At 58.7% G+C, this 24,462-nt stretch carries 27 protein-coding genes and 1 tRNA gene; 15 read left to right on the top strand and 13 right to left on the bottom strand.

Going from position 1 to position 24,462, the window contains the following annotated elements; translation table 11 throughout:
* Window positions 1–23: 23 nt before the first annotated feature.
* The 3 genes from AAFX04_05015 to AAFX04_05005 all read right to left on the bottom strand — a co-directional run bounded on the left by AAFX04_05015 (window position 24) and on the right by AAFX04_05005 (window position 3,791).
* Window positions 24–659 (bottom strand): XrtA/PEP-CTERM system exopolysaccharide export protein, encoded by a 636-nt coding sequence (locus AAFX04_05015; protein MEO1044782.1) that lies wholly within the window; start codon window positions 657–659, stop codon window positions 24–26.
* Window positions 660–1,002: 343 nt separating this feature from the next.
* Window positions 1,003–2,238 (bottom strand): pyridoxal-dependent decarboxylase, exosortase A system-associated, encoded by a 1,236-nt coding sequence (locus tag AAFX04_05010; protein MEO1044781.1) that lies wholly within the window; start codon window positions 2,236–2,238, stop codon window positions 1,003–1,005.
* Window positions 2,235–3,791: an acyl-CoA ligase (AMP-forming), exosortase A system-associated gene (locus AAFX04_05005; GenBank protein ID MEO1044780.1), complete on the bottom strand. Its 1,557-nt coding sequence runs from the start codon at window positions 3,789–3,791 to the stop codon at window positions 2,235–2,237. The genes AAFX04_05010 and AAFX04_05005 overlap by 4 nt, the downstream gene beginning before the upstream one ends.
* On the opposite strand from AAFX04_05005, the gene AAFX04_05000 reads away from it, so the two are divergent.
* From AAFX04_05000 to AAFX04_04985, 4 genes are read left to right on the top strand one after another with little or no spacing between them, the layout of a single operon-like run.
* On the top strand, window positions 3,790–4,905 hold the full coding sequence (locus tag AAFX04_05000) for a GNAT family N-acetyltransferase (protein MEO1044779.1): 1,116 nt from the start codon (window positions 3,790–3,792) through the stop codon (window positions 4,903–4,905). The two genes, AAFX04_05005 and AAFX04_05000, sit on opposite strands and share 2 nt — an antisense overlap.
* A 58-nt stretch (window positions 4,906–4,963) precedes the next feature.
* Window positions 4,964–5,257 carry an acyl carrier protein gene (locus tag AAFX04_04995; GenBank protein ID MEO1044778.1) on the top strand — a complete coding sequence of 98 codons (294 nt, stop codon included), beginning with the start codon at window positions 4,964–4,966 and terminating at the stop codon, window positions 5,255–5,257.
* A gap of 11 nt (window positions 5,258–5,268) precedes the next feature.
* On the top strand, window positions 5,269–5,997 hold the full coding sequence (locus tag AAFX04_04990) for a hypothetical protein (protein ID MEO1044777.1): 729 nt from the start codon (window positions 5,269–5,271) through the stop codon (window positions 5,995–5,997).
* Complete coding sequence (locus AAFX04_04985; GenBank protein ID MEO1044776.1) at window positions 5,982–6,830, top strand: hydrolase 1, exosortase A system-associated; 849 nt, start codon at window positions 5,982–5,984, stop codon at window positions 6,828–6,830. The genes AAFX04_04990 and AAFX04_04985 overlap by 16 nt, the downstream gene beginning before the upstream one ends.
* A gap of 44 nt (window positions 6,831–6,874) precedes the next feature.
* Here AAFX04_04985 and trxB read toward each other — a convergent pair whose 3' ends face one another.
* On the bottom strand, window positions 6,875–7,837 hold the full coding sequence (trxB, locus tag AAFX04_04980) for a thioredoxin-disulfide reductase (GenBank protein ID MEO1044775.1): 963 nt from the start codon (window positions 7,835–7,837) through the stop codon (window positions 6,875–6,877).
* Between the two features lie 192 nt (window positions 7,838–8,029).
* On the opposite strand from trxB, the gene AAFX04_04975 reads away from it, so the two are divergent.
* Together AAFX04_04975 and AAFX04_04970 are read left to right on the top strand one after the other, a co-directional pair.
* Window positions 8,030–9,073, top strand: coding sequence for a type III polyketide synthase (locus tag AAFX04_04975; GenBank protein ID MEO1044774.1), 1,044 nt, complete (start codon window positions 8,030–8,032; stop codon window positions 9,071–9,073).
* Entirely contained in the window at window positions 9,070–9,609 is a 540-nt protein-coding gene (locus AAFX04_04970) for an isoprenylcysteine carboxylmethyltransferase family protein (protein ID MEO1044773.1), read from the top strand. The genes AAFX04_04975 and AAFX04_04970 overlap by 4 nt, the downstream gene beginning before the upstream one ends.
* A gap of 26 nt (window positions 9,610–9,635) precedes the next feature.
* Here the strand turns inward: AAFX04_04970 and AAFX04_04965 are convergent, their stop codons facing one another.
* Together AAFX04_04965 and AAFX04_04960 are read right to left on the bottom strand one after the other, a co-directional pair.
* Complete coding sequence (locus AAFX04_04965) at window positions 9,636–10,361, bottom strand: energy-coupling factor transporter transmembrane component T (GenBank protein ID MEO1044772.1); 726 nt, start codon at window positions 10,359–10,361, stop codon at window positions 9,636–9,638.
* The gene (locus AAFX04_04960; GenBank protein ID MEO1044771.1) at window positions 10,358–12,634 is read right to left on the bottom strand and encodes an ATP-binding cassette domain-containing protein; all 2,277 of its coding nucleotides are present in this window, start codon (window positions 12,632–12,634) and stop codon (window positions 10,358–10,360) included. Before AAFX04_04960 ends, AAFX04_04965 begins: the two co-directional genes overlap by 4 nt.
* A gap of 244 nt (window positions 12,635–12,878) precedes the next feature.
* Between AAFX04_04960 and AAFX04_04955 the strand changes: the two genes are divergently transcribed.
* The 4 genes from AAFX04_04955 to AAFX04_04940 are packed head-to-tail and all read left to right on the top strand — an operon-like array spanning window position 12,879 to window position 15,181.
* A complete protein-coding gene (locus tag AAFX04_04955) occupies window positions 12,879–13,577 on the top strand; it encodes a MotA/TolQ/ExbB proton channel family protein (protein ID MEO1044770.1) in 699 nt (232 codons plus the stop codon).
* A complete protein-coding gene (locus AAFX04_04950; GenBank protein MEO1044769.1) occupies window positions 13,574–13,987 on the top strand; it encodes a biopolymer transporter ExbD in 414 nt (137 codons plus the stop codon). The genes AAFX04_04955 and AAFX04_04950 overlap by 4 nt, the downstream gene beginning before the upstream one ends.
* The gene (locus AAFX04_04945) at window positions 13,984–14,394 is read left to right on the top strand and encodes a biopolymer transporter ExbD (protein MEO1044768.1); all 411 of its coding nucleotides are present in this window, start codon (window positions 13,984–13,986) and stop codon (window positions 14,392–14,394) included. Before AAFX04_04950 ends, AAFX04_04945 begins: the two co-directional genes overlap by 4 nt.
* Before the next feature lie 19 nt (window positions 14,395–14,413).
* Window positions 14,414–15,181, top strand: a complete 768-nt coding sequence (locus AAFX04_04940) for an energy transducer TonB (protein MEO1044767.1) — start codon at window positions 14,414–14,416, stop codon at window positions 15,179–15,181.
* Window positions 15,182–15,223: 42 nt separating this feature from the next.
* On the opposite strand, the gene AAFX04_04935 is transcribed toward AAFX04_04940, so the two are convergent.
* The 4 genes from AAFX04_04935 to AAFX04_04920 all read right to left on the bottom strand — a co-directional run bounded on the left by AAFX04_04935 (window position 15,224) and on the right by AAFX04_04920 (window position 17,032).
* Entirely contained in the window at window positions 15,224–15,625 is a 402-nt protein-coding gene (locus tag AAFX04_04935) for a hypothetical protein (protein ID MEO1044766.1), read from the bottom strand.
* A 37-nt stretch (window positions 15,626–15,662) separates the two neighbouring features.
* Window positions 15,663–16,112, bottom strand: coding sequence for a hypothetical protein (locus AAFX04_04930; GenBank protein MEO1044765.1), 450 nt, complete (start codon window positions 16,110–16,112; stop codon window positions 15,663–15,665).
* Between the two features lie 73 nt (window positions 16,113–16,185).
* On the bottom strand, window positions 16,186–16,563 hold the full coding sequence (locus tag AAFX04_04925; protein MEO1044764.1) for a hypothetical protein: 378 nt from the start codon (window positions 16,561–16,563) through the stop codon (window positions 16,186–16,188).
* A gap of 19 nt (window positions 16,564–16,582) precedes the next feature.
* Window positions 16,583–17,032: a helix-turn-helix transcriptional regulator gene (locus tag AAFX04_04920; protein MEO1044763.1), complete on the bottom strand. Its 450-nt coding sequence runs from the start codon at window positions 17,030–17,032 to the stop codon at window positions 16,583–16,585.
* 278 nt (window positions 17,033–17,310) lie between these two features.
* Between AAFX04_04920 and AAFX04_04915 the strand changes: the two genes are divergently transcribed.
* The 3 genes from AAFX04_04915 to AAFX04_04905 are packed head-to-tail and all read left to right on the top strand — an operon-like array spanning window position 17,311 to window position 21,077.
* A complete protein-coding gene (locus AAFX04_04915) occupies window positions 17,311–19,269 on the top strand; it encodes a DUF3604 domain-containing protein (GenBank protein MEO1044762.1) in 1,959 nt (652 codons plus the stop codon).
* Window positions 19,270–19,278: 9 nt separating this feature from the next.
* The gene (locus tag AAFX04_04910; GenBank protein MEO1044761.1) at window positions 19,279–20,079 is read left to right on the top strand and encodes a peptidyl-prolyl cis-trans isomerase; all 801 of its coding nucleotides are present in this window, start codon (window positions 19,279–19,281) and stop codon (window positions 20,077–20,079) included.
* Window positions 20,076–21,077 carry a HupE/UreJ family protein gene (locus AAFX04_04905; protein MEO1044760.1) on the top strand — a complete coding sequence of 334 codons (1,002 nt, stop codon included), beginning with the start codon at window positions 20,076–20,078 and terminating at the stop codon, window positions 21,075–21,077. The genes AAFX04_04910 and AAFX04_04905 overlap by 4 nt, the downstream gene beginning before the upstream one ends.
* 66 nt (window positions 21,078–21,143) lie before the next feature.
* Here AAFX04_04905 and AAFX04_04900 read toward each other — a convergent pair.
* Window positions 21,144–21,220, bottom strand: a tRNA-Met gene (locus AAFX04_04900).
* Between the two features lie 180 nt (window positions 21,221–21,400).
* On the opposite strand from AAFX04_04900, the gene AAFX04_04895 reads away from it, so the two are divergent.
* The gene (locus tag AAFX04_04895; GenBank protein ID MEO1044759.1) at window positions 21,401–22,645 is read left to right on the top strand and encodes an FAD-dependent oxidoreductase; all 1,245 of its coding nucleotides are present in this window, start codon (window positions 21,401–21,403) and stop codon (window positions 22,643–22,645) included.
* Between the two features lie 8 nt (window positions 22,646–22,653).
* Here AAFX04_04895 and AAFX04_04890 read toward each other — a convergent pair whose 3' ends face one another.
* The gene (locus AAFX04_04890) at window positions 22,654–23,184 is read right to left on the bottom strand and encodes a 2'-5' RNA ligase family protein (protein MEO1044758.1); all 531 of its coding nucleotides are present in this window, start codon (window positions 23,182–23,184) and stop codon (window positions 22,654–22,656) included.
* Between the two features lie 100 nt (window positions 23,185–23,284).
* Window positions 23,285–23,833 carry a peroxiredoxin gene (locus AAFX04_04885; protein MEO1044757.1) on the bottom strand — a complete coding sequence of 183 codons (549 nt, stop codon included), beginning with the start codon at window positions 23,831–23,833 and terminating at the stop codon, window positions 23,285–23,287.
* Window positions 23,834–24,035: 202 nt separating this feature from the next.
* On the opposite strand from AAFX04_04885, the gene AAFX04_04880 reads away from it, so the two are divergent.
* Window positions 24,036–24,452, top strand: coding sequence for a hypothetical protein (locus AAFX04_04880; protein ID MEO1044756.1), 417 nt, complete (start codon window positions 24,036–24,038; stop codon window positions 24,450–24,452).
* Window positions 24,453–24,462: the final 10 nt, after the last annotated feature.

Raw genomic sequence — 24,462 nt, 5'->3', positions numbered from 1 at the left:
TGCCGCAGCCCCTATCGTTCCACTCAGAATGCGCTTTCCGGGATGATGATGACGTCACCCGGCTGCAACAGCACATTGGCCCGGCTGTCGCCGCGCTTGAGCAAATCGCCCAGACGCACGGCATATTCACGCTGGCGTCCGGTCTGTGGATCGACGCGCAGCAGCTTGGCGCGGTTTCCGGCGGCAAATTCCGACAGGCCACCGACCGCGATCATGGCATCGAGCAACGTCATATTGGCGCGATAGGGTATCGATGCCGGCTTCTCGATGGCGCCGACAATCCGCACCTGTTGCGAGAAGGTGCCGGAGAAGTTGCTCACGGTGACCGAGACGATCGGGTCCTGAATATATTCCGACAGCGCCAGGCGAATATCCTGGGCCAGCATCGTCGGTGTCTTGCCGACAGCGGGCATATCGGTAATCAGCGGCGTCGTGATCCGGCCATCGGGGCGCACCTGCACCGTCGCGCCAAGCTCGGGATTGCGCCAGACGAAGATGGTCAGCTCGTCGAGCGGCCCGATGACATAATCCTCACCCGGACCTTCGGACACCGATACCGAAGAAGCAGGCGGCAGTTGGGCACCGGATCCGCCAACACAGGCCGACAGCGCCAGAACTGCAAAACCAGCGACAAATACGCGCATGATCATGCGCCGAATATCGGACCAGTCTGCAAACATATCTGAAATGACCATCATTTTTACGTCCTGTCTCATTTCCCCAACACGCGCGGAGAATTGCCCCATGGACCCTTGCCCCATGAAGCTGCTCCTCGCCGATCATGCCCACTATGCTCAGAAAGGGTGAACATAGCGTTAGGATTGTATGACGGATTCCCGGTAACTATGGTCTGTGCCATATCGGGGCGGCCATCACGCAAACGGTAAACCTAGCAGATTTGCCAGCCCCATGCAGGATCGTTACGCTCTGGAAATAGCGGATTTCCGGTAAAAACTGCTATTTCCAAAGCGCCCTGCCGATAGGTGTCGGCCGTCCCGGGGCTCAGACCAGTCGCTCTGCCGCCGCGCCATGGCCGAGAAAATTCACCGGGCTGGCGCTGGCACCATAGGCCCCGGCGCAGAAAATCACCACCAGGTCTCCCGGCTCGGCGCGCGGCAAAAGCACATTATCGGCCAGCCGGTCGAGCGGGGTGCACAGGCAGCCCACCACCGAGACGATTTCCTGCGGCCGGTCGCGATGCGCCGCCATGGCCACCGGATAGTTGCGCCTTACCACCGTGCCGAAGTTCCCGCTGGCGGCGAGCTGATGGTGCAGCCCGCCGTCACAGGTGAGGAACACCGCGCCATGGCTTTCCTTACGGTCGATCACCCTGGTAACGTAAATGCCTGCCTCGCCAACCAGATAGCGGCCCAGCTCAATCGCAAATTCGCACCCGGCCAGACTGTCCGGCAGACTGGCAAATTGCGTTTCCAGAGCTTCACCTATTTTCTCAATATCGAGCGCGATATCATTGGGAAAATAGGGAATACCGAAACCACCACCCAGATTACAATGCGGCAACGCTGTACCCGTAGCATCGGACAGCTTAGCGGCAAGTCGCAGCGTATTGGCCTGCGCCTCGATCAAGGCATCGGCATCGAGCGCCTGCGACCCGGCATAGATGTGCAGGCCGCGATACTCTGCCCCGGCGGCGATGATATGGCGGATCAGGTCCGGCACCCGCGTCTGATCGACACCAAAGGCCTTGGCGCCGCCGCCCATGCGCATCCCCGAACCCTTAAGCTCGAAATCGGGATTGACCCGTATTGCCAGCCCTGGTCTCATGCCCAGCTTATCGGCGATGGCAAGCGCGCGGTCGGCCTCGCCTTCGGATTCGAGATTGAGCGTCACCCCGGCGCTGATCGCCGCTTCCAGATCGGCATCGCGCTTCGCCGGCCCGGCAAAGCTGATCCGATCAGCCATGGCACCCGCTTCCTGCGCCATCCGCAACTCCCCCGCCGACGCAATGTCGATGCCATCGCTGATTTCGGTCATCAGTTTGAGCAAGGGCGCAAAGGGATTGGCCTTCATCGCATAATGAATCGCCAGCCTGTCGGGCATTGCAGCGCGCAGACCGGCCATGCGCTGGCGCAATAGATCACCGCTATAAAGGAATAGCGGCGTGCTGCCGGCCTCCGCCACCCATTCGCCGACCGTCCGACCACCGATATGAATATCAGCACCATCCTGTCCGAAAGCTTCGGGAATCGGGCCGAATGGCTTGGCTTTGCGGGTCATGATGCGGGCTCCCCGTCGGTTTCGGCAGCAATAAACTCCGCCTTTAGCCGCACCCGGTCGATCTTGCCATTGGCATTGCGCGGCAGGGTATCGCTGAGCGCGATCCGCTGCGGCAGCATATAATTGGGTACCAGCGGCTTCATCGCATTGATTATCGCCGTTTCATCGGTGACACTGGCCCTTGCAATCAGGATAATTGCCTGTCCCAGCGCTGCATCGGCAACGCCAAAGGCCACCGCTTCGGCCACCAGTCCGGTGGCGATCGCCGCTTCCTCGATCTCATGCGGCGATACGCGATTGCCGCTGGTCTTGATCATGGCGTCATCACGGCCGACAAAATAGAGCAGGCCCTGCACATCGCGTCGCACCGTATCGCCCGACCATACCGCCATGCCAGAGAAATACGCGCCTTCAGGTGCTCGTCTGAAGCGCCGGGCGGTGCGTTCCGCATCCTGCCAATAGCCCTGCGCCACCAGCGGGCCGCCATGCACCAGCTCGCCCTCTCCCTGACCGGCGATGATCGTGCCATCATCGCCCACCAGCATGATCTCGGCAAAGGGAATGGCATGGCCGATCGATGTCGGGTGACTGTCGATCAGTGCCGGATCGAGCCAGGTCGAGCGAAACGCTTCGGTCAGGCCATACATCGCCACCAGATCAGCCTGTGGTGCAAGCTGACGCAGCCGCCGCACCAGCGGCTCAGTAAGCGCGCCACCGCTATTGGTCATTCGCCGCAACGCGTCAGTCGCCTCTGCAGGCCAGTCCAGTTCTGCCAGTTGCAGCCAAAGAGGCGGCACTGCCGCCAATGTCGTGATCCGGTGCCGCACCATCGCTTTCAGCACGTCGCGCGGCATCAGATAGTCGAGCGGATAGCAACAGCCCCCGGCATACCAGGTCGAAAGCAGCTGGTTCTGGCCATAATCGAAACTCAGCGGCAAGACACAGAGTGTGCGATCTTCCGGCCAAAGGCCAAGATAGCGCGCCACCGAAACCGCACCGAGCCAGAGATTTGCATGGCTCAGCATTACCCCTTTGGGTCGACCGGTCGAACCGCTGGTATAGAGAATGGCGGCGAGAGCATCGGGTGATTGTGTCGATCCCGTCTCCCAGTCAGCACCGATTTCCGTATCGCTTTCCAGAATGGCGGTCAGCGCCTTGTCTTCGACGGTCTGAAAATCCTGCATGGTATCGTCAAGCAGGCCCAGGCGCTGGCGGTTGGCGATCAGCAGCGTTGCGCCGCTATCGGCCATGATATGCCTGACCTGTGGCGCCTTGAGCAGCGGATTGACCGGCACATGCACCAACCCGGCGCGTGCGGCCACCAGCGGCATGATGCAGGCAATGTCCGTCTTGCCGAGCCAGGTCGCAACCCGGTCGCCCGGTTGCAACCCCTGCCCGCGCAACCAGCCCGCCAGCGCGGCGATACGCAAGTTTAACCCTTCATAGCTAATGGTGTCTTTACGAACGACCAGCGCCGGAGCCCCTCCGGAGCCACAAAAGGCCAGATGATCGATGGGTTTAGACTTTGGAGGTTTTGATAGCGGGATATTCATGCCGCGACGCAAAAGCCTTTCTGATGATCTGTCGGCGGGTTATGCGCATGATATGCCGATCATTGGTGAATATCACGATAACTTTGCCGCAGTGCAAGAACAGGCACGCGAAGAGCTGTCGCGCAGCGCCTTGCCGAGCCTGTTCCAGCGGCTGGAATGGTTCGAGGCATTGCATGCGCATTGCCTGCCGCGGCAGCAGCCGGCGATTTTCCGTGCTGCCAGCAATGATCCCGAGCACCCCAGTTTTGCCTGGCTGTTCCTGATGCAGACCGCCCTGCCCTGGCGACTTCAGGGCCTCGCCAATTGGTACAGCTTCACCTGCGGGCCGATTTTCGGCGGTGATTATGACGAGGTGACACGAATGTCGCTGCTGCGCAGCATCGCCCGTATCGCCCGGCGCAAGGCGCACCGTATTTCACTGCACCAGATCCCCGACGATAACAGCGAGGCAACATTGCTGCGCCGCGCTTTTCGTCAGGAAGGCTGGATCACCAGCCATGCCCCCTGTGATGTGAACCATTATCTCCAGCTCGGCGATCGCAGCTTTGACGATTATTGGCAGGGCCGCCCTGGCCGGATGCGCTCCACAGTCCGGCGCAAGGCCAGGAGCCATGAAATATCGGTGCGTATCGATACCATGGTTACCCCGGAAAACTGGTCCGATTATGAGAGTGTGTATAACCGCAGCTGGAAGCCCGGTGAGGGTAGCCCGGCCTTTATCCGCCATTTCGCCGAGAATGAAGCGGCACATGGCGCGCTGCGGCTGGGCTTCGCCTTTATTGAGGGAGCGCCGGTGGCGGCGCAGCTATGGACCGTCGATCATGGCATCGCGCTGATCCACAAGCTGGCCTATGACAAGGCAGCGGAGAAAGCGTCACCTGGCACGGTGTTGAGCGCTGCAATGTTCCAGCATGTCATCGATATTGACGGGGTGCAGCAGATCGACTTCGGCACCGGCGATGATCGCTACAAGGCCGACTGGATGGAGCAGCAGCGACCGCGTTTTGCCCAGGATTTTTACTGGCCGCACTCGCCCTTGTCATGGCCCGATCTGATCCTGCGGGCTGGCAAGCAGGCCATTTCCGATCTTGCCGCCAAGCGCCGGAAAGACTAAGGCAGCAAGCCGCAGCCAGCGTTGCAAAGCACGCTGATCCGCAATTTCGAGGTACCCTATGGCCAGTATTGCCGAGCCTGTTTCCAGCCAGCCAGAGGCAGACACCGATATGGTGCTGCGCACTATCTTGCGCGACATATTGGGACTGGATCAGGCGCGCGTCGATGCCTTCGACCGCGATACCGAACTGTTCGGTGCGCTACCCGAGCTCGATTCCATGGCTGTTGCCGGGCTGCTGACCGAGATGGAGGATCGCTTCGACATCGTCATCGAGGATGAGGATGTCGATGGCGAGGTATTCGAGAATTACGGCAATCTCCTCGACTTTTCGGTTCAGAAAGTCGCTGCCTGACCGGCGCGGATATGGCCGCCAATCCGCAAATCACCCGCTATGACTATAACGGCAAGGCCGAACCATGCCTGGTGATCCGCCCGGATGCACCGACCAAAGCAGCGCATATGCTGTGCCTGATCCCGCCGCTCTTTGCCGAAGCCAACCGGATGCGGCGGCTTATGGTGTCGGTGATGCGGTATATCGCAACCACGCATCATATCGCCTCTATGCTTCCCGATCTGCCCGGCACGATGGACAGTAGGACATTGCTGGCAGATACCGGCTTCACCGATTGGCAAAAAGCATTGGCTATGGCTGCGGAGCAATGCGGTTCGGTAACCCATAGCGCGGCAATCCGCGGCGGGGCTGCGCTCGATGGCGCATTGCCCGATATTCCGCACTGGCGATTGTCGCCGATACCCCCGGCGCAGCAGTTGCGCACGCTGGCACGCAGCGAAATCGCATCGCTGCGCGATGCTGGTGAAGCAACACCGGCGCTCAGCGACATGCTAGGCAGCGGACGCCAGGATGGCCTGATGCTCGCAGGCTATACGCTGGGGCCCTCCATGGTCGCGGCACTCATGGACAGGCACAATATTGCCGACGGTGCCGACCGCACCGTGCGGCTCGCAGAGGACACCAAACCCGCGGATGCACGTCTCGACGGACCGCCCTTATGGTTGCGCGCAGAACCCGGAGACGACCAGTCGCTTGCCACCGCGATTGCTGGCGATATTGCACAATGGATGACCGAATGATGCGCCGCCAGCTTACATTTCCCTGCGCCGGCGACACGCTTTACGCGACGCTCGACCTGCCCGACAGCGGTGACACCGCTAGCGGCCTGCTGCTGATCAGCGGCGGTAATGAGATCCGAAGCGGTGCCCATGCCGGACAAGCAATGCTGGCGGCACGGCTGACACAGGCGGGGCATGCAGTGTTTCGCTATGACCGACGTGGTATCGGCGACAGCAGCGGCGATAATCACGGTTTTCTGTCAAGCGAGACCGATATCGCCGCCGCGCTGGCCTGTTTTCGTGAGCAGCTGCCGGGTCTCACCGGCATAGCTGCATTCGGCAATTGCGACGCAGCGGCGGCGCTGATCCTGTTCCATGAAACGCTCGCGCTCGACGCACTGATCCTCGCCAATCCGTGGACATTTGAAGAGGAAGCGGCTGAGAATGATCTGCCACCCGCCGAAGCTATCCGTGCACGTTATTGGCAGCGACTGAAAGACCCGCAGGCGCTCAAGCGGCTGGTCAGTGGCGGTGTCAATTTCGGCAAGCTCGCCAAGGGACTGGGCCGTGCCGCCACGGGTGACAGTGATGCACCGGCACCCTTTGCCAGGCAGCTGAGTACATCACTGGCAGCGGCCGATATGCCGGTGACCATCCTGCTCGCGGAACAGGACCGCACGGCACAGTACTTCCTTACCGCATGGAACGGTCCTGCCTTTGCCGATTGCCATCACCGGAGCAACATCCATGTCAAAAGACTGGCCAATGGCTCGCACAGCTTCGCTGATGCGGAAGCGCAGCAATGGCTGGATAAGCAATTGCTCGCCTATCTTTCAGGACTGAATCGCAGCTGATCCACCCTGTCACCACACGCCTGGCGACCAGGACCGGGTAAAGTTCAGGCAGCCGCCTTGGCGAAATCCTGTTCGGCAAGGAAGCGTTCAGCATCGAGCGCTGCCATACAGCCGGTCCCCGCCGCTGTTACTGCCTGACGATAGACATGATCCATGACATCGCCACAGGCAAACACACCAGGGATAATCGTTTTCGGTGTACCCGCTTCAACCGGGATATAGCCGCCACCATCCAGCTCGAGATGGCCTTTGAACAGTTCCGTCGCCGGCGCATGGCCAATGGCGACAAAGGCACCATCAGCAGGCTCATGCGAGGTCGCGCCGGTGACTGTGTCCTTCAGATCAACGCCGACCAGCCCTTCGGGGTCACCGCCACCGACAAAACGCTCGACAGTCTTGTTCCACAACACCGTGATCTTGGGGTTGGCGAACAGTCTGTCCTGCAGGATTTTTTCCGCGCGCAGACTGTCACGGCGATGGATCAACGTGACATCATCGCTATGATTGGTGAGATACAGTGCTTCCTCGACAGCGGTATTGCCGCCGCCAATAACCACGACTTTCTTGCCGCGATAGAAAAAGCCGTCACAGGTGGCACAGGCCGATACGCCCTTGCCTCCCAGCGACTCTTCGCCCTCGACGCCCAGCCATTTGGCTTGGGCGCCGGTGGCAATCACCAGCGTTTCGCCTTCATAAATATCGCCGCTGTCGCCGGTCATGCGGAACGGGCGCCGCGACAGATCAACATCGACAATGGTGTCATACATCATACGGGTGCCGACATGCTCGGCCTGAGCCTGCATTTCCTGCATCAGCCATGGCCCCTGAATGACATCGCGAAAGCCGGGATAGTTCTCGACATCGGTGGTGATGGTCAGCTGGCCGCCAGGTTGCAGGCCCTGCACCACGATCGGCTCCAGACCGGCACGCGCGCCGTAAATGGCAGCAGAAAGGCCAGCCGGGCCCGATCCCAGGATCAGCATGCGAGTTGTATGGACTGTGCTCATGGTTATTTCCGTCAAATTGCCTATGGCGTTTCGGTAGAGATAGGAATGCGCATCGGCAAGGTGAAGACAGCGCCCTTCAACATATTCTTTGCACCGAAAAGGTGCCGCTTTAGGCCCTGATTTCTTCGATCCGATTGGTGCATAGGCGTAACGGTTCTTGTTTTTCTGCAGTGCACAACGCATCTACGCCCAATGTCAGCTGCTGCGCATATTCATTCTATTGCCACTGCGGTGCCCGAGCACCGGATCACCCAGGATGAGGTCGTCAGCCGCATGTCGCAGCGCATGCCCGGAGGCATGCCGGCAAAGATCGAACAGGTTTATGCCGGAGCCGGCATCGCAACGCGGCACATCGCCCGGCCCGCCGATGCCTATATGGCACCGGCACACTGGCCCGAGCGCAACGCCATCTATCTCGAAGAAGCCGAAAAGCTGATGGCGCGCCTTGCCGCAGATGCGCTGGCCGAAGCCGAGATGACAGCAGATATGGTGGATATCATCGTCTGTGTGTCATCGACTGGAATTGCCACGCCGTCGATCCCGACGCAGATGCTTAAAAACCATGGCTTTCGCGATGATATCGAGACGGTGCCGCTGTTCGGCTATGGCTGTGCCGGTGGCATATTGGGGTTGCAAGTGGCGCGGGACCTGGCCTGTGCCCGCCCCGATACCATCATATTGCTGCTCTGCGTCGAGCTGTGTTCGCTTGCCTTTCGCATGGGTGATTTCAGCAAAAAGGGGCTAGTATCGACCGCGCTGTTCGCCGATGGCGGCAGTGCGATGGTGATCAGCGCGAATGGATATGGGCCGCGCATCGGTGCATCGGTACAGAAAACCTGGCCCGACACCCGCGATATGATGGGCTGGGATATTGACGAGGCAGGTCTCGGCCTCATCCTGGCACGCGATATCCCGTCCTTCGTCACCCGTGAATTTGCACCCATTATCGACGATTTTCTGGACCGTGAAGGGCTCGAGCGGACCGGCCTGCGCCAACCTGCCTGCCATCCGGGCGGACGCAAGGTGATCGAAGCGCTGGAGCGCTATTTCGACCATCTCGACACCGGTCTTTGCGCGACACGGAAAGTGCTCAATGATTATGGCAACATGTCCTCACCAACAGTGCATTTTATACTCAAGCAACTGCTCGAATCTGAGCCGGGAGAGGACAGGCCGCTGCTGATGACGGCGCTGGGGCCGGGCTTTACCGGCGCTATCGGCCTGATTCATCCATGATTGATGCCCTGCCCGCCGCGCTGACCTGGCAACCCGACTGGCCCGCCGCCGGGATCATTATCGCCCTGCTGATCATGCAGCGGCTGGGTGAACTGGTCTATGCCCGGCGCAATACGCGGGCATTGCTGGCACGCGGGGCACAGGAATATGGCCGGTCGCATTATCCGGCGATGGTCGTCATCCATGGCGCGTTTCTGCTGACGCTGGTCTATGCCACGCTGCCCGATGCGGCGATTATCTGGCCGCTGGCAGTCCTGTTCCTGCTGCTACAGGCTATGCGGCTCTGGGTGCTGGCGACGCTTGGTCCCTATTGGACCACGCGGATTATCTCCTCACCCGATTTCCCACGCATTAGCGATGGGCCATTTCGCTTTGTCCGCCACCCCAATTATCTGGTGGTGACGCTCGAAATAATGACTATACCGCTGATCTTCGGCCATATCTGGATCAGCCTGCTCTTCTCGCTACTCAATGCCGGGATATTGTTTGTCCGCATCCGCACCGAAGCGGATGTGCTTCAGCATCGCGATGGATAAGTACCTGCCTTGGCCGAATCCCGGCATTATCGCATCACCAGGGCTCCCACGAGGCAGGCTATGCCTGCTGTCAGAACGGCGATATCCGCAGAATCAATTTTCTCGGAACGGGCCGTCATCACGCTTTTGGCATCAAAGCCGCGTGCCTCCAATGCAACAGCCATGGTGCCGCCGCGCCGCACAATGGTAATCAGCGCCGGAATGAACATTGTCATCAAATTGCGCAGCGAGCCGATTGGCTGACGCCAGCGCAGCTCCATCCCCTTGAGTCGCATCGAATCATAGATGCGGCTGAGATCGGTGAAGCTGAGATAGACCAGCACAAAGGCATAGCCGACGACAAAGGCGAACTGTGCTGGAAGGCCGAGGCCGCGCAATCCCTGCACCAACTCGTCGACATCCATAGTCGAAAACAGGCTGATCCCGATCAGGATCGCCGCGATCCAGCCAAAGCCCATATGCAAGCCGAAGCGGAATTCGTCGTTGAAGCTGAAATCGCTCCCCAGCATCGGGATAATCACCAGCCCGGTGACATTGGGGATCTGGATCATCAGCATCAACAACAGCCAGCCGACTGGTGCCTGTGCCGTGAGAGCGATGACAAAGCCGGCAGCAGAGGCCGCCGCCATCCAGCGCCAGTCGGGCGCAAGGTAGATGAGCAGGATATAGATGAAGAACAGCGCCCATTTAACGCGAGGGTCGCGGCGACGCCAGAAATTGTCACGGCCTGTGTGCAGCGTCGGGACCTTCATGCTGTGCCTCCATCAGCAACCGCCAACAATTCGGCACGGGTCATTGCCTGACGCCCATTCTGCACCGCAATATCAGCGGCATGCGGCCAGTCCAGGCCGAAGCGAGATATCTGGCTCAGCAGCGCATCATGCTGCGGCTCGGCCGGGTTCAGCCTACCGTCGGAGAGGAAGAACAACTGGTTGGCCCATTCACTGAGAATATCCATGTCGTGATCGAGCAGCAAAACCGTGCCACCGGTGGTGACGTAGTTGCGCAGCGCCTCATGCATCAGCGTGACGCCTTTGGGGTCGAGATTGGCCAGCGCCCGGTCAAGCACCAGCAGCGGCGCGCCACGCGTCAACATGGCCGCGACCTGGACCCGCTTGGCGATGCCGGGCGGCAGCGCCAGTGGATCGGCGTCGAGTATATCCACAAGGTCGAGCATAGCTGCATATCGCTGCACCAACGCGTCCTGGCGGTGCCTGTCTTCGGATCCAGTGTCGCCGGCTGTGCGCAGCGACCGGACCATTTCCAGCGCCACAGTGCGCTCGCTGAAAAAGGCATGCGGCGCATGGATGACCGTCGCCACATGGTCTAGCCGCTGCGCAACTGACCAGTTGGTGATATCGTCGCCACCAACGATGACTTGCCCGCTGCGTGCCCTGGCGAGCCCGGCGATCAGCCGTGCCAGAGCGGACTTGCCCGCGCCATAGGCACCGGCAATGCCGATGACCCGGCCAGCAGCGACGGACAGGCTGCAATCGCGCAACACGCGCTCACCATCATCATTGTCCATCGCGATCGCGCGCAGTTCGAGAATTGGTGTGCTTATGGATGGATCATGATCATCAGCCGGTAGCGGTGTCGCCAGCGGCGCATCTTGTTCACTGCCATCAGGCTGTGCCATTTTCGTCAGCTCCAGTGGCGGCGAAAGGCCCAGAGGTTCCAGGATTTGCGCGTTCGACAATATATCCGGGGCCTCTCCCATAGCGACAATCCGGCCATCGCGCATAATGGCAATATGATCGCAATGCACCAGCTGTCGGTCGGTGTCATTGTCGACCAGCAGCACCGCACCACCCCTGGCGGTAACGCGGGCGATCTGCTGGCGCAAAATCGTCTTGCCCACCTTGTCCAGATGCGACGGCAATTCATCGATGATCAGGATATGCGGATTGGTCACCGTCGCCGCTACCAGCGCAACAAGCGATTGTTTCTGCAGCGGCAATTCCCAGATATAGCGCCGCGCTTCGGTCTCGGATATGCCCACAGCGTCGAGCGCGTCGAGCGCTCTATATTCTATCTCTTCGACGGATAACCCGGATCCGGCCAGCGCCGAGGCCACCTCCATCAGTCCGCGTGTACGGGTCATCATCGCCGCTGCATCATCGGCGACATAGCCGATACCCAGAGCCTCCGGTCCGGTAGCCGGCTGCTGCAATTCGCCCGTCATTTCACCGCCGGTGACATGCGGGGCCAAGCCAGCCAGCACCTTGCACAGCGTCGATTTGCCGGCCTGTGATGGGCCGATCAGTCCGGTCACCCGGAACGGCAATATATCGATATCGACGCCCGCCAGCGCCCGTCCGGTCTCACCCGGATAGCGGAATTGCAAGGCCTGTGCACTCAACAAGGCATCCGGATCGGGGGGATGCCGCGGAACCAGCGGCTGCAATGGTGGTACATCTGCCTCGAAGCCCTTGGGCGCAAAACCGAGAAAGCGTTCAAACCGGCCATGCAATGCAGGAACCAGAAACAGCAGCGGAATGGCACCCCAGATCACCCCATGGGTGATGGTATTGCCAATAGTGCTCTGAATGACGATGCCCATGCTTTCGGTGCCGAACAGCAGGAAGGAAGATGCCTCGAAAAGCGCCTGAACGAACGCTGCGACAATGGCCCCTATAGTGAGGAATAGCGGGCTACGGGCGCGTGTACCAATGACATAACTCGCCAAAGCAAACCCGACAGCGTAGCCGACAAAGCCGATCGGATCGTCGAGTTCATAGCCCTCCATCATGTCGCGCAGCCCCTCGCCAAGCGACGCGCCCAGCGCCACGGCAAAGCCCGGCCGCCCCGTCGGCAGTAAAGCCGCCAGCACCAACGGGATAAAAAACGGCTTGCTGTCGATATCGACGGGGATTTCGGGGATTGCCTCAAGCGGGATCAGGCCGAGAAAAAACAGCACTGCAGTGACGCCGAGAATCATTACAAAACGTGCGCCGGAAAGCGGTGTCCCCCCACTGTTGCCCTGCCCGGTTTTCCGTTGCGAAGAGAGTGTATCGACCGCCATGAAAGATCACTGTTTCATGGCGGTATGACAGAGATATGAAGAATATATGCAAGCGGCTGTCGTTATTTTGTAATAAAAATTACGTCAATCACGCCTAGAGACGACACATTCAAGAGGTGGGCGGGTAAGAATCATGCGCATAGACACGGCTATTCCCGAAAACAGGCGCGCTTTGACAACATCCTGCTGCGCTTTACTGCTGCTATTCAGCTCTCCGGCACAAGCTGCAACAGTCGCCAGCGAGATGTCACCGGTGCAACGGCTGTTCGAGGTGGGTGGGCCGATCATCGCGATATTGGCGGTTTTGGCCCTGCTGGCTTTGGCGGTGGCGCTGGTGAAATTCGTCCAGTTTGCTCGCCTCGGTGTCGGGCGCTCTTCCTTTGTGGGCGACATTGTACCGGTCATCCGCAATGGCCGCTATGCAGATGCGTTAAACGACCTGGAACCGCGTCACAGCCCCGTGGCCAAGGTGATGGCGGCAGCGGTACGCGGCAATGCCAACCCGCAGATGAACGACACCATTGTCCGCGAGGAGACCACCCGTATTGCCCAGGCCCAGCTCGATGGGCTGGAACGCGGACTGGCGCTGCTCAGCCTGATCGCCACCATTGCGCCGCTGCTCGGCCTTCTCGGTACCGTTCTAGGCATGATCGAGGCATTTCAGCAGATGGAAAGCGTCGGCGACAGTATCGAGCCGGCAGTGCTTGCTGGCGGTATCTGGGAAGCCCTGCTTACCACTGCGGCAGGTTTGGCAGTGGCCATCCCGGCAGCGGTATTGTTCACCTGGCTACAGCGCTCGGTCGATGTTGAGGCGCAGCGGATGGAAGATGCCGCGACCCAGGTCTTCACCATCCCGCTCTATGAAGCAGTCCCCGAAAACCGGCCCAACGGCGCCGCTGCTGCCGACGCGCCTGAACAACCGGCCCAGAGCCCAGTCACATGAACCTCCGGCGCAAACGCCGAAATATCACCCTGCTCAATGTCACGCCGCTGATCGACGTTGTTTTCATATTGCTGGTGTTCTTCATGCTGACCACCAATTTCGCCCGATTCCGCCTCATCGGCATCGATACACCGCAGGACATGGAGGTGGTGCAGGACCCGACCGCCGCCATCGTCATTCGCATCAAAAGCAATGGCGATCTGGAATATGACGGCGAACCTGCATCGGCGCAGCAGATCGAAGCCGATGTCGCCGCGCTCACCGAGATCGACCCGGGCCGCACTTTTCTGATCCGGCCAATGTCCGATGTCACCATGCAGAAGGCGATCGACATCTATCAGCTGACGCGCGATTCGGGGGCTTTTGCGGTTACCTTCTCACCGCCTGAAGAAGAGGTGGTAGCGCCATGAGAATCGAACGCTACCGGCCCAAGGGGGAATTGATCAACATCACACCGCTGATAGACGTGGTGTTCATCCTGCTGGTGTTCTTCATGCTCGCCGGCACCATCGAAAAAGAGGATGCCTTTCCGGTTGCGCCGGCACAATCGGGCATCGACAAGCGCGGCGACGTCAAGGATTTTGTCATTCTGGTCAGCGAGGACGGCAAGGTTGCGCTGGGCGATGAACCGATAGCGCGCGACCAGCTGACCGCGCGTATCCGCCAGGCGCTGAACGAAAAGCCCGATGGCCTGATCCAGCTCAAACCCGATTCCGAGGCGGAAGCGAAAGAGGTCATCGCAATCATGGAGGATATCCGCCAGGCTGGAGCGGAATATATCGTGCTGCTGACTGTCGGTCGGGCGCGCGAAGGCTAGGGCTCGAAGGGATAACGCCATGTATGCCGACCAGTGGAGCAGCGCGATCAGCCCGGATCGACCGCCGGTTCCGCGCGAATGGCATTGGGGCCTGGGGCTGGTTTTCTCCGCCACGATATTGTTCTTCGCCATCTGGCAATATTCGCGTAGCGCCCTGCCGGAAATGGCGGAAGCACTGGAGGAAACGGTGATCGCGCTGGGCGCACCGGCGCGACGGCTCGAACCACCTCCTCCGGGTGTCGAAACCACCGAAGACCCGGTGGTGCCCTCCGAACGCGCCGATGATGCCCCGCCACCGGCACCGCCGGATCAGCCACGCGCTGTCGCTGCATCGTCCGAAGGCGGGCCATTGTCATCGGGGACCGGTGCCAAAGCCGTACCGCCACCACCGCCACCTCAAAAGGCAGCCCCAAAACCCAAACCTCCGGCCAAGATCACGCGACTGAGCGAGCGCTTTATCCGCATATCGCAGCAACAATACACCCAGAATCTTCGCTACCCGCAAAGCGCCATCGACAATAAGCGCCAAGGCACGGGCATATTGCGCGTCACCGTCGCCCGCTCGGGAAAGGTGCTAAAGGCCGAGATCGTCAAGTCCACAGGCCATCGTCGGCTCGATTTCGAAATCCGCCGCGTAGCGAAAATGGTAACCCAACTGGAACCTTTGCCAGCCAATTATGACGGCGACACCGCCATTGCCGATATTCCGATCAACTTCGTCATCGATTTCGGATCCGGTGTGCTTGGCCAGGAAGAGACAAAGGAGGAAAGCGCACAGGCAGAGTAAGGCCCTGAAACAGACAGCAAGCCCTTGAGTCAGAGAGCAGTTCTATGTTCCTTCGCGGTCGTTCATGGCAATCCAGGCACGGATGATTATCCAGGATTTTTCCGTCAGCCTGATAATGATACCCTCGACACCATCATTGGCGGCCGCCTGGATCAGATAGCCATGATGGCGCATGACATCGACATATCGTCGCGCCAAAGGGGTCAATACACGCATATCGACGGTGAAGCTTTTACTTCCCTCGCCTGAGCCAGAACCCGACAGGCTCAGCGCAACGAGCATTTCCCATGCGGCCTCGCCAAAGACTTCTCTGGAGAAGAGATGCGCATGCAGCGCCTTCAGCAGCACACCGGTATCGACAAGCCGGCTGACATTAATCAGATTCCCGGCCTGATCTCCTGCGGCAGTGACATCTTCGTCATGTGCGACATTTGTCCGAAGCAAAAGCTTCAGTCTGGCTATATTCGCGTCGGTCGGCTCATCAGATATCGATGCGCCCAAAGGACTGCCCTCGATCATAACCGTTCCTCTGATTTTGCTCATAATAGACCCCCAGGACCATCGAGAGGATCACGGGAATCGACCAGAAGCCCTGCAATGCTTCGTAAATGTCGGAGACCAGACTGACCGGCATCAGTCCCGGGAAGTGTGTCGACACGCCGGCCAGCTGAAATGCACACATCCATATCGGCCAGCAATAGCGGCTGCGCAGGACGAGCCAGTGCAATGCACCGAGATAGGCCAGATCGACCAGCAGCACACCCATTTGCAACGATAGCCACGGTCCGCCCGCACCTGCCCAGTATATACCGTAGGTACCGAGAGATGCGGCGACCGTGACTATCGAGGCGACCCTCGCCTCCCATCCTCCGCAGAGGAAACCGTAAGCGCATGCCAGCAGAACCAGCACCCAGAAAATCAGTGCAATCATGGGTCGAGGATATCACTTTCGACTGGTGTTATCGATTTAGGTCGCTGCCGATAATGTGATCGGCAGCGCGGCGTTACTGGCTGACAGCCTCCGGCTGACGAACCGTTTCAGTGGCTGTTTCCGGACTGCTGACCATGCCATGCAGACCATCGGGGCAGCCAAAGGCAGTTTCGGAGAGATTGCTCTGGCGTTGTATGCGTTGCATGCTGGCCAGCAGTTTGACCATCTTTCGCCGACCGCTAACGATGTCGTTCAGGCTTTCGGCGCAGCCTTCGATCAACGGCTGATTGGCAGATATGGGGAGGTTCGAGGCTTTCGAGACTTCGAGGATGCTCGAACACAGGTTGAGGTTATCCGTAATTGCCTGATCGATGCTGGCGAGGGTGACTTGCGTATCATTGGCCACTACGCGACCGTTTTTCTCTTCGATTTTCAAAATGGCCTCCTTCATCAACCTCCGCGGGGCCAAATCAGGACAATATGTGCATTGCTCCTGCCATGATCAAAGCGATTGCAAGAACCGCGATGGAAGAAACTATGGCGAGTTGCACTATGTGGAAGGTTCGCAACCTTCCACTCATATTGTCAGCTGTTCCCCTGAACGGCGGTAATTTCAAAAACTGCGTCCAGACAGCAGGTCTGTCCACCGCTTCATCAGTGCCGGTTTTTTCGGGTTTGAGAAGAGTTTGCGGCTGCCTAGGCAATGCCTGCCTATGGGCAATCTGCTTGAGCATGCGTGCAGCCTCGGCGCGGTTCGCTGCTCCGGTAAGGTGAATTGCGGAATTGATATGATTGTCTACGGTCGACGGAGAAATCGACAGTTTCCGGGCAATTTCCTTGGATGTATAGCCATCACCAACGAGCGTCAGACACTCGCGTTGCCGGCCCGATAGCCTGTCCAACATCGACTCGGATTCCATTAGCCCCATTAAGAGAATTGTAAACGCTCCTGCTATCTGCGCAATCGGCTGATCATCAGTTTACGGCAAGTGTCTGGCGCTGATCGACAAAATGCGATGCCGCAAAACGGCTTTATACACACGGATTCGCCGATTGCCGAATCATCCGGAACAATTGCCGCACGGTATAAAATCCTATCAGAAAATTATGTTCCATAAGCGCATCAGGCATCCATGCCCCGTATTTTCCTGTTCACTGCTACATAGCGTTGCGCTTGACGGCTGCTCAATCCAGAGCAATGGTTGACGAAAAATATGCGGGGCAGGAGAAAATCGTGCGACAATTATGGAAGACACTTTCCGTTGCGAGCGTTCTGGCGGTCGCAGTTGCGGCTTGTTCAGAGAGTGAACCGACCGTCAGTGAAACACAATCAGGCGATGGCACAGACACGGTAGAGCTCGCGGAGTTCCCAGACCGACCCTATTGGGGCGACACCCACCTGCACACCGACAATTCTGTTGATGCCTTTGGCTTTGGCACCCGGCTGGGGCCGGAAGAGGCCCTGCGTTTCGCCCGCGGCGAAAAAGTCACCGCCACCACTGGCGCCGAAACTCAGCTGTCCCGTCCACTCGATTTCCTGGTGATCGCTGATCACTCTGACGGATTGGGCGCGACACGCCGCCTTTATGACGCTCCGCGCTGGTATGTGAACTGGGTCATGGGCGATGAGACCGTATTGCGCTGGTATGATATGATGCACGAAAGCCCTGAGCAGTCGACGAAAGCGGTAGGCGAGTTGATTTCAGCGGCAGCAGAAGGAAATGTACCTGAAGCATTCGCTGATCCTGAAGCGGCAGCCGAGGCAACCAAGGACATCTGGAACACCCAGCTCAGCATCCTCGATCGTTACAATGAACCTGGAGTTTTTACAGCGCTAGCAGGCTATGAATGGACAGCGATGCCGAATGGCAACAATCTGCACCGGGTCGTGATGTTCCGCGATGGCAGCGACAAGACGCGTCAGACTGTACCGTTCCCCGGCATTTCCACCACCGCGCCGCAACTCTGGGAATATATGCGCGCCTATGAAAAAGAAACCGGGGGCAGAGTGCTGGCTATCCCGCACAATCCCAATGTTTCCAATGGCCTGATGTTCCAGATGACCATGGAAGATGGCTCGCCAATGACGCCTGAATATGCAGCCTTGCGCGCCTGGGCGGAGCCAGTGGTCGAAGTCACGCAGATCAAGGGTGACAGCGAAACCCACCCCTATCTGTCTCCCAATGACGAAATGGCAGGCTTTGGTGTTAAAGGCTGGGAACTCGGCAACCTTCCCCTCACCGAAAAGACGGTACCATCGATGTATGCCGGGTCCTATGCGCGATCTGCCCTGTTGCGTGGCCTGACTCTGGAAGCGCAAATGGGCGTCAATCCATACACCTTTGGCATGATCGGTTCGACCGACAGTCATACTTCGCTGGCGACAGGCGATGAGGACAATTTCTGGGGCAAGCATACCGGCAATGAACAAGCCTATACCGACCGTGCGAACAAGGGACAGAATCTTGGCACGCGCGAAGGGCGCTTTGGTTGGCACTATCTTGCCGGCGGCTATGCAGCAGCCTGGGCGCGCGGCAATACACGGGCGGAAATCTTTGACGCCTTTGCCCGGCGCGAGGTGTACGCCACAACCGGCCCACGCATGACGGTGCGCATTTTTGGCGGTTTTGGCTTTACCGAAGCAGACTTGGACGGTGATTGGGTACGCACAGGCTATACGCGCGGCGTACCCATGGGTGGCGAACTGGATGATCAGGGCGATGCACCCAGCTTTCTGATCACCGCGATGAAAGATCCTGACGGTGCCAATCTTGACCGGGTTCAGGTTATCAAGGGCTGGCTCGATGCCTCTGGCCAGATGCAGGAGCAGATTTATGATGTGGTGTGGAGCGATATGGACAGCCGGCGCAGGAGCGGCGGGCGCGTCCCCGCTGTCGGCGACACCGTAAACCGTGACGATGCGACCTACAGCAACAATATCGGGGCAACGGAACTGCGCACGGTCTGGACCGACCCGAATTACCGCCCCGGCCAGCGCGCCTTCTATTATGTCCGCGTTCTGGAAATCCCGACACCACGCTGGACTCTGTTCGATGCAGTACGCTTTGGCGTGAAGCTGTCCGATGAAGCAATGGCCGATGCCGTGGCGCAGGAGCGCGCCTATACTTCACCCATCTGGCTCCAATCGAAATCATAAGAGGGCGATGTGAATCTACCTGGCTGGGCGCGTGAACCGCTGGTCCATTTCATCGTCTTGGGCGCAGCGCTTTATGTCGCCCTGACCTGGGGCGGCTCACCGCCTGATCCTGCCTCACGGGTTATCAAGGTAGGTGCAAGCGAGAAGGAGAAGATCGCCGAGAGCTGGACGCTTACCATGGGGCGCTCGCCAACCGACGCGGAACTGGACCAGGCGATTGACGCCTATGTGCGCGAAGAAGTGCTCTACCGCGAAGCGCTGCGCCTCGGGCTAGATGAAAGCGACGCGATTGTCCGTCGCCGTCTGGTTTCCAAGATGGATTTCTCTGCCAGCCTTGCTGCGGAAACCGCTGAGCCGTCCGAAGAGGTACTGCGCGCCTTCCTCAAGGAGAATCCCGAGCTTTATGCTGATTATGGCACGGAGAATTCCAGGGTGAGCTTTGACCAGAGTTTCTTTTCCAGCGAAGCTGAGGCAAGAGTCGCCTTGAGCAGCGGTGCCAATGCAGGCGAGGCAACAAGCCTTCCTGCGAGCATCGAAACTACAGCCATGCGCGATGTAGAGGCGCGCTTTGGCCAGGACTTTGTCAGCGGGCTAAACGTGCTCGAACCAGGCGATGATTGGCAGGGACCCCTGCCCTCAGGCTTTGGCTGGCATCTGGTACGCCTGCGCGAACGCGCTACGGAACCGCCTGATTTCGAATCCATGCGTGGCGCTCTTGCCAATGATTGGCGCAACGCCCAGATAAAAACGCGCAAGGAGCGCGCTTACGAAGTGCTGCGCAGTGCTTACCGCATCGATATCGATCGATGAACGCCATGATCCGCTTGCTGATTGGTCTGATCGCCATGCTGACGGCATTTCCGGTTATGGCGCATGAACTGCGCCCCTCGGTTGTGGAATTGCGCGAGGTAGAGCAGGACGCATACACTCTGGAATGGAAAGTCACGCTCGCTATCGGCAGCGCAACCATTTTGGCAGACCGGCTTGAACCGGTGATCCCCGAAAACTGCACCATGCAGGACAATCCGGCGCAACGCATCCAATCTGCAGCGCTGATGGGTCGGGTCAACCTTATCTGCAAGGGCACGCCTGCGGGTGGGAATTTCGGACTCAGTGAATTGCTTGGCAAATCCGATGCGATTGCGCGCTTCATTCCGCAGAATGCCCCGGCGCAAAGCTTTCGTCTCACTGCGGATGCACCGACTGCAACGATATTGGCCGAACCTTCACCGCTGAGTGTGCTGGCAGACTATTTTATAATCGGTGCCGAACATATTGTATTCGGCTGGGACCATTTGCTGTTTGTGATTGCGTTGGTACTGCTGGTTCAGGCTCCATGGCCAGTCATCAAAGCCGCAACCGCGTTCACTATCGCGCACTCGATCACGCTAGTTGCGACTATCCTGGGCTATTCGGGTCTTCCCGGTCGTCCGGTCGAAGCGCTTATAGCGCTATCGATCGTGTTTCTTGCAGTCGAAGTGGCCATGGTGTTGCGCGACCCCGAGAGGCGCACGCTGACCCGCAACTACCCCTGGGCCGTCGCTTTTGTCTTTGGCCTTGTGCACGGCTTTGGCTTTGCAGGTGCCCTTGCTGATATTGGGCTCCCGCAAACCCAGCTTGCGACCGCGCTTTTTGCTTTCAATATAGGGGTAGAGGCTGGCCAGCTGCTGGTTGTAGCAGTTACCTTGCTGGTTCTGGCTGCATTAAGGCAAGTCCCAGAAATGGCCTGGAACCGCACACTCAAATTCGCCACCTATGGCATTGGGACCACAGGTAGTTTCTGGCTGATCGAGCGGCTGATCGGCTAGCAATAGCCTGTTGGCGAGTGTCGCAGCGCGAGCAATATCGCCGGGGATTTCGGTTTCTGGAAAGACTGGTAGCGGAGGAGGGACTCGAACCCCCGACACATGGATTATGATTCCACTGCTCTAACCACCTGAGCTACTCCGCCATATCGGCACGGTCCCGCATAGCGGGATCGCAGGTCGCGGGCTATAGTTGCGCATGCCATGCGGGTCAATATCGCGAATGGCTTGAACCGTATTTTTATCAATGCTTCATCGCTCAGAGCTTGTCAGATGGGGCATGGCGGGGACATAAGGCCAAAACAAAAGGGTGGCAGGGCAGATATATGCAAGAGTTCGACACTATCATTGTCGGCGCGGGTCATGCCGGCGCGCAGACCGCAATCGCACTGAGGCAATATGGCTATGAGGGCAGCATCGCACTGGTCGGTGATGAAAAACACCTGCCCTATGAACGCCCGCCACTTTCCAAGGAATATCTCAGCGGCGACAAGGAATTCGATCGCATGGCGTTGCGCCCGGAAAAATTCTGGCAGGAACGCGACATCACCATGATGCTGGGTCGGCGCGTTTCGAGCGTCACATCGGGCCTGAACGAGATCACCCTCTCCGATGACAGCCTGCTGCGCTATGGCAAGCTGGTCTGGGCCGGTGGCGGTGCACCGCGCATGCTCGACTGCCCCGGCAGCCATAGCCACAATGTCTTTGGTCTGCGTCGCAAGTCCGATTCCGACGCCATCAGCGCGGCGCTGGCCGATGCCGAAAATATCGTGATCATCGGCGGCGGTTTTATCGGTCTAGAAGTGGCGGCGGTGGCGGCAAAAGCCGGCAAGGCAGTCACCGTGGTCGAATTGCAGGACCGGCTGCTGTCACGGGTCTGTGGTGAGGCCATCGCCGATTATTATCAAGCGCTGCACCAGCAGCATGGCGTTGCCATCCGGCTTGGGACCAGGGCGGAGAAATTCATCACTAATGATGCTGGCCTGGCGACATCGATATTGCTCGACGACGGCACCAGCCTGGCCTGCGACATGGTGGTGTTCGGCATCGGGATCATCCCCGAAACCGGGCCGCTGATCGCCGATGGCGCGATGGGCGGCAACGGCATCGATGTCGATGGCCTGTGTCGCACCAGTCTATCTGACATCTATGCCATTGGCGACTGCGCAAACCATGCCAATCCTTACGCCAATGGCGCGCATATCCGGCTCGAATCGGTGCAGAATGCCAATGATCAGGCCAAGACCGTGGCGCTCGACATCGTTGGCAAGAGCAAGCCCTATAAGGAGATGCCCTGGTTCTGGTCTAACCAATATGATGCCCGGCTGCAGACAGTTGGCATCGCCATCGGCCATGATGAAGAAATTATCCGTGGCGACCCGGCAAGCGGCAACTTTTCAGTAATTTATCTCAAGGATGACCGGGTAATTGCGCTCGACTGTGTCAACAAGACCAAGGATTATGTCCAGGGCCGGGCACTGATCGAGGCGGCAGTCGAGGAAGGTGAAGAACTGGACAAAGGACAGCTCGGCGACCCCGAAATACCGCTCAAGGAAGTCTGCCGCGCCTAACCCCTGACCTATTGCGCGACAGTGACTTTGCCACGAAAACCATATTCGCCCATGTTTTCCCACAGGCCATCGGCATAGCGGTACAGCGCCAGCCCGGTAATGCTGAGCGGGCGCGGCATGAAGCCCGCGCCCAGCTTTGCGAAAGTCTCTTTCGCCACCGCCGCGGTTACCTTGTTCTGTACCGTGATGTGGAGTCTCGGCTCGCCCTGATCCTGCGCCGTCAGCAACCCGTGAAACTGCTCGGCCATTTCCATCCGGATGGCCAGTAAATCCGCACTTTCTACATGATAGGCGACACCGCCATCGCGTTTGATAACGTCACTGACCATACTGCGCGGCGCGGCATATTGTGCCGCCATTTGCTGGGCACATCGCACCACCTCACCGGCATAGGGCCCGGGAAGATGGTGAAACAGGGTGATATGCGCCGCCACATGGTTGCGCTCAATCGGATAATATTGTCGCCTCAGTCCATTGGCCCAGGCAAAGTCATCGCGCCCCATGCGTGCGGTCATGATGATCGGACGACGATCTGTCATGCCATGCGCTTAAACCACCAGGCCAGCACAGAAAACGAAAAAGAAAAGGGCGCGGCAGCAATTGCCTTGCCCGCGCCCTCATCATTCTTTACCGGAAAGGTCAGGCTGCCTTGGCAACATCCTCGCCGCGCAGCGTTTCCAGGATATTCTCCGGCGACGTCTCGCCATAGGGATCTTCGTCGGAGCCATCATCGTTGATGCCCGGTTCCTCGAACCAATGGGTGATCTTGCCGTCTTCTACGACCACGGCGTAACGCCAGCTGCGCGGACCGAAGCCGAGATGATCCTTGTTGATCAGCATGCCCATGCGGCGGGTGAAAGCACCCGAGCCATCGGGAAGCAGCTTGACCTTCTCGACGCCCTGCTGCTTGCCCCACTGGTACATGACAAAGGCGTCATTGACCGAGATGCAGTAGATATCGTCAATGCCCTGAGCGGCAAAATCGCTTTGCAGTTTTTCGAAATTGGGTAGCTGGTAGGTGCTGCAGGTCGGGGTAAAAGCACCCGGCAGCGAAAACAGGACTACGCGCTTGCCGGCAAACAGGTCGCCGGTCATCACATCCTGCCAGCGAAACGGATTTTCGCCACCGACGCTCTCATCGCGCACACGGGTTTTCAGGCAGACATTGGGTATATTACGGCCGATCATGAATTCTTTCTCCTCCAGGATAAATTTGAGACGAATGATGCGCTGCACACATGGATATTGTGCACCGCAACATCAACCCAAGACGCCTGACTAAGGCTTTGGTTCCACAGATTTTTGCCTGTTCGTAACAATCGACGGCGCAGGAGTTGCCTTGACATGCGGTTAAGGCCTAAAATCGTCACCATCCTTGGGGGAGGAAAACATGCAGAAACCATCAATATCCTATTGGATAATCACGACGATCCTGACGTTATGGAACGCCTTCGGGATGTACGCCGTATTCGGTGATCCTTATCTGTTGGGCTATGGCGCGATTGAACCGGACCAGCTCAAAATGCTCGAGGCACGACCAGCTTGGGCATTGGCCGGTTCCGTTACCGCCGTTGTAGCGGGGGTCCTGGCGGGCCTGATGATGCTGGCCAGGCGGAAGATTGCCCGCACTTTCTTTGTCACCTCGCTGATCGGCCTTATATTGCAGGATATCTGGTTCTTCGGCAACGAAACAGCACGCACGGCACTGCCTTCGGGCTTTGCCGGGCTACAGGCTGCGATTGTGGTTTCCATTCTTGTCGGCTTGTGGACGTGTCAGCGCGCTATTGCCAAAGGCTCCATGCGATAGGCGGAGCCAG

This window comes from Pseudomonadota bacterium (assembly GCA_039818985.1).
Classification (GTDB): domain Bacteria; phylum Pseudomonadota; class Alphaproteobacteria; order Sphingomonadales; family Sphingomonadaceae; genus Alterisphingorhabdus.
Note: the sequence above shows the minus strand (reverse complement) of the source record. Positions and strands in the feature narration are given on the sequence as shown.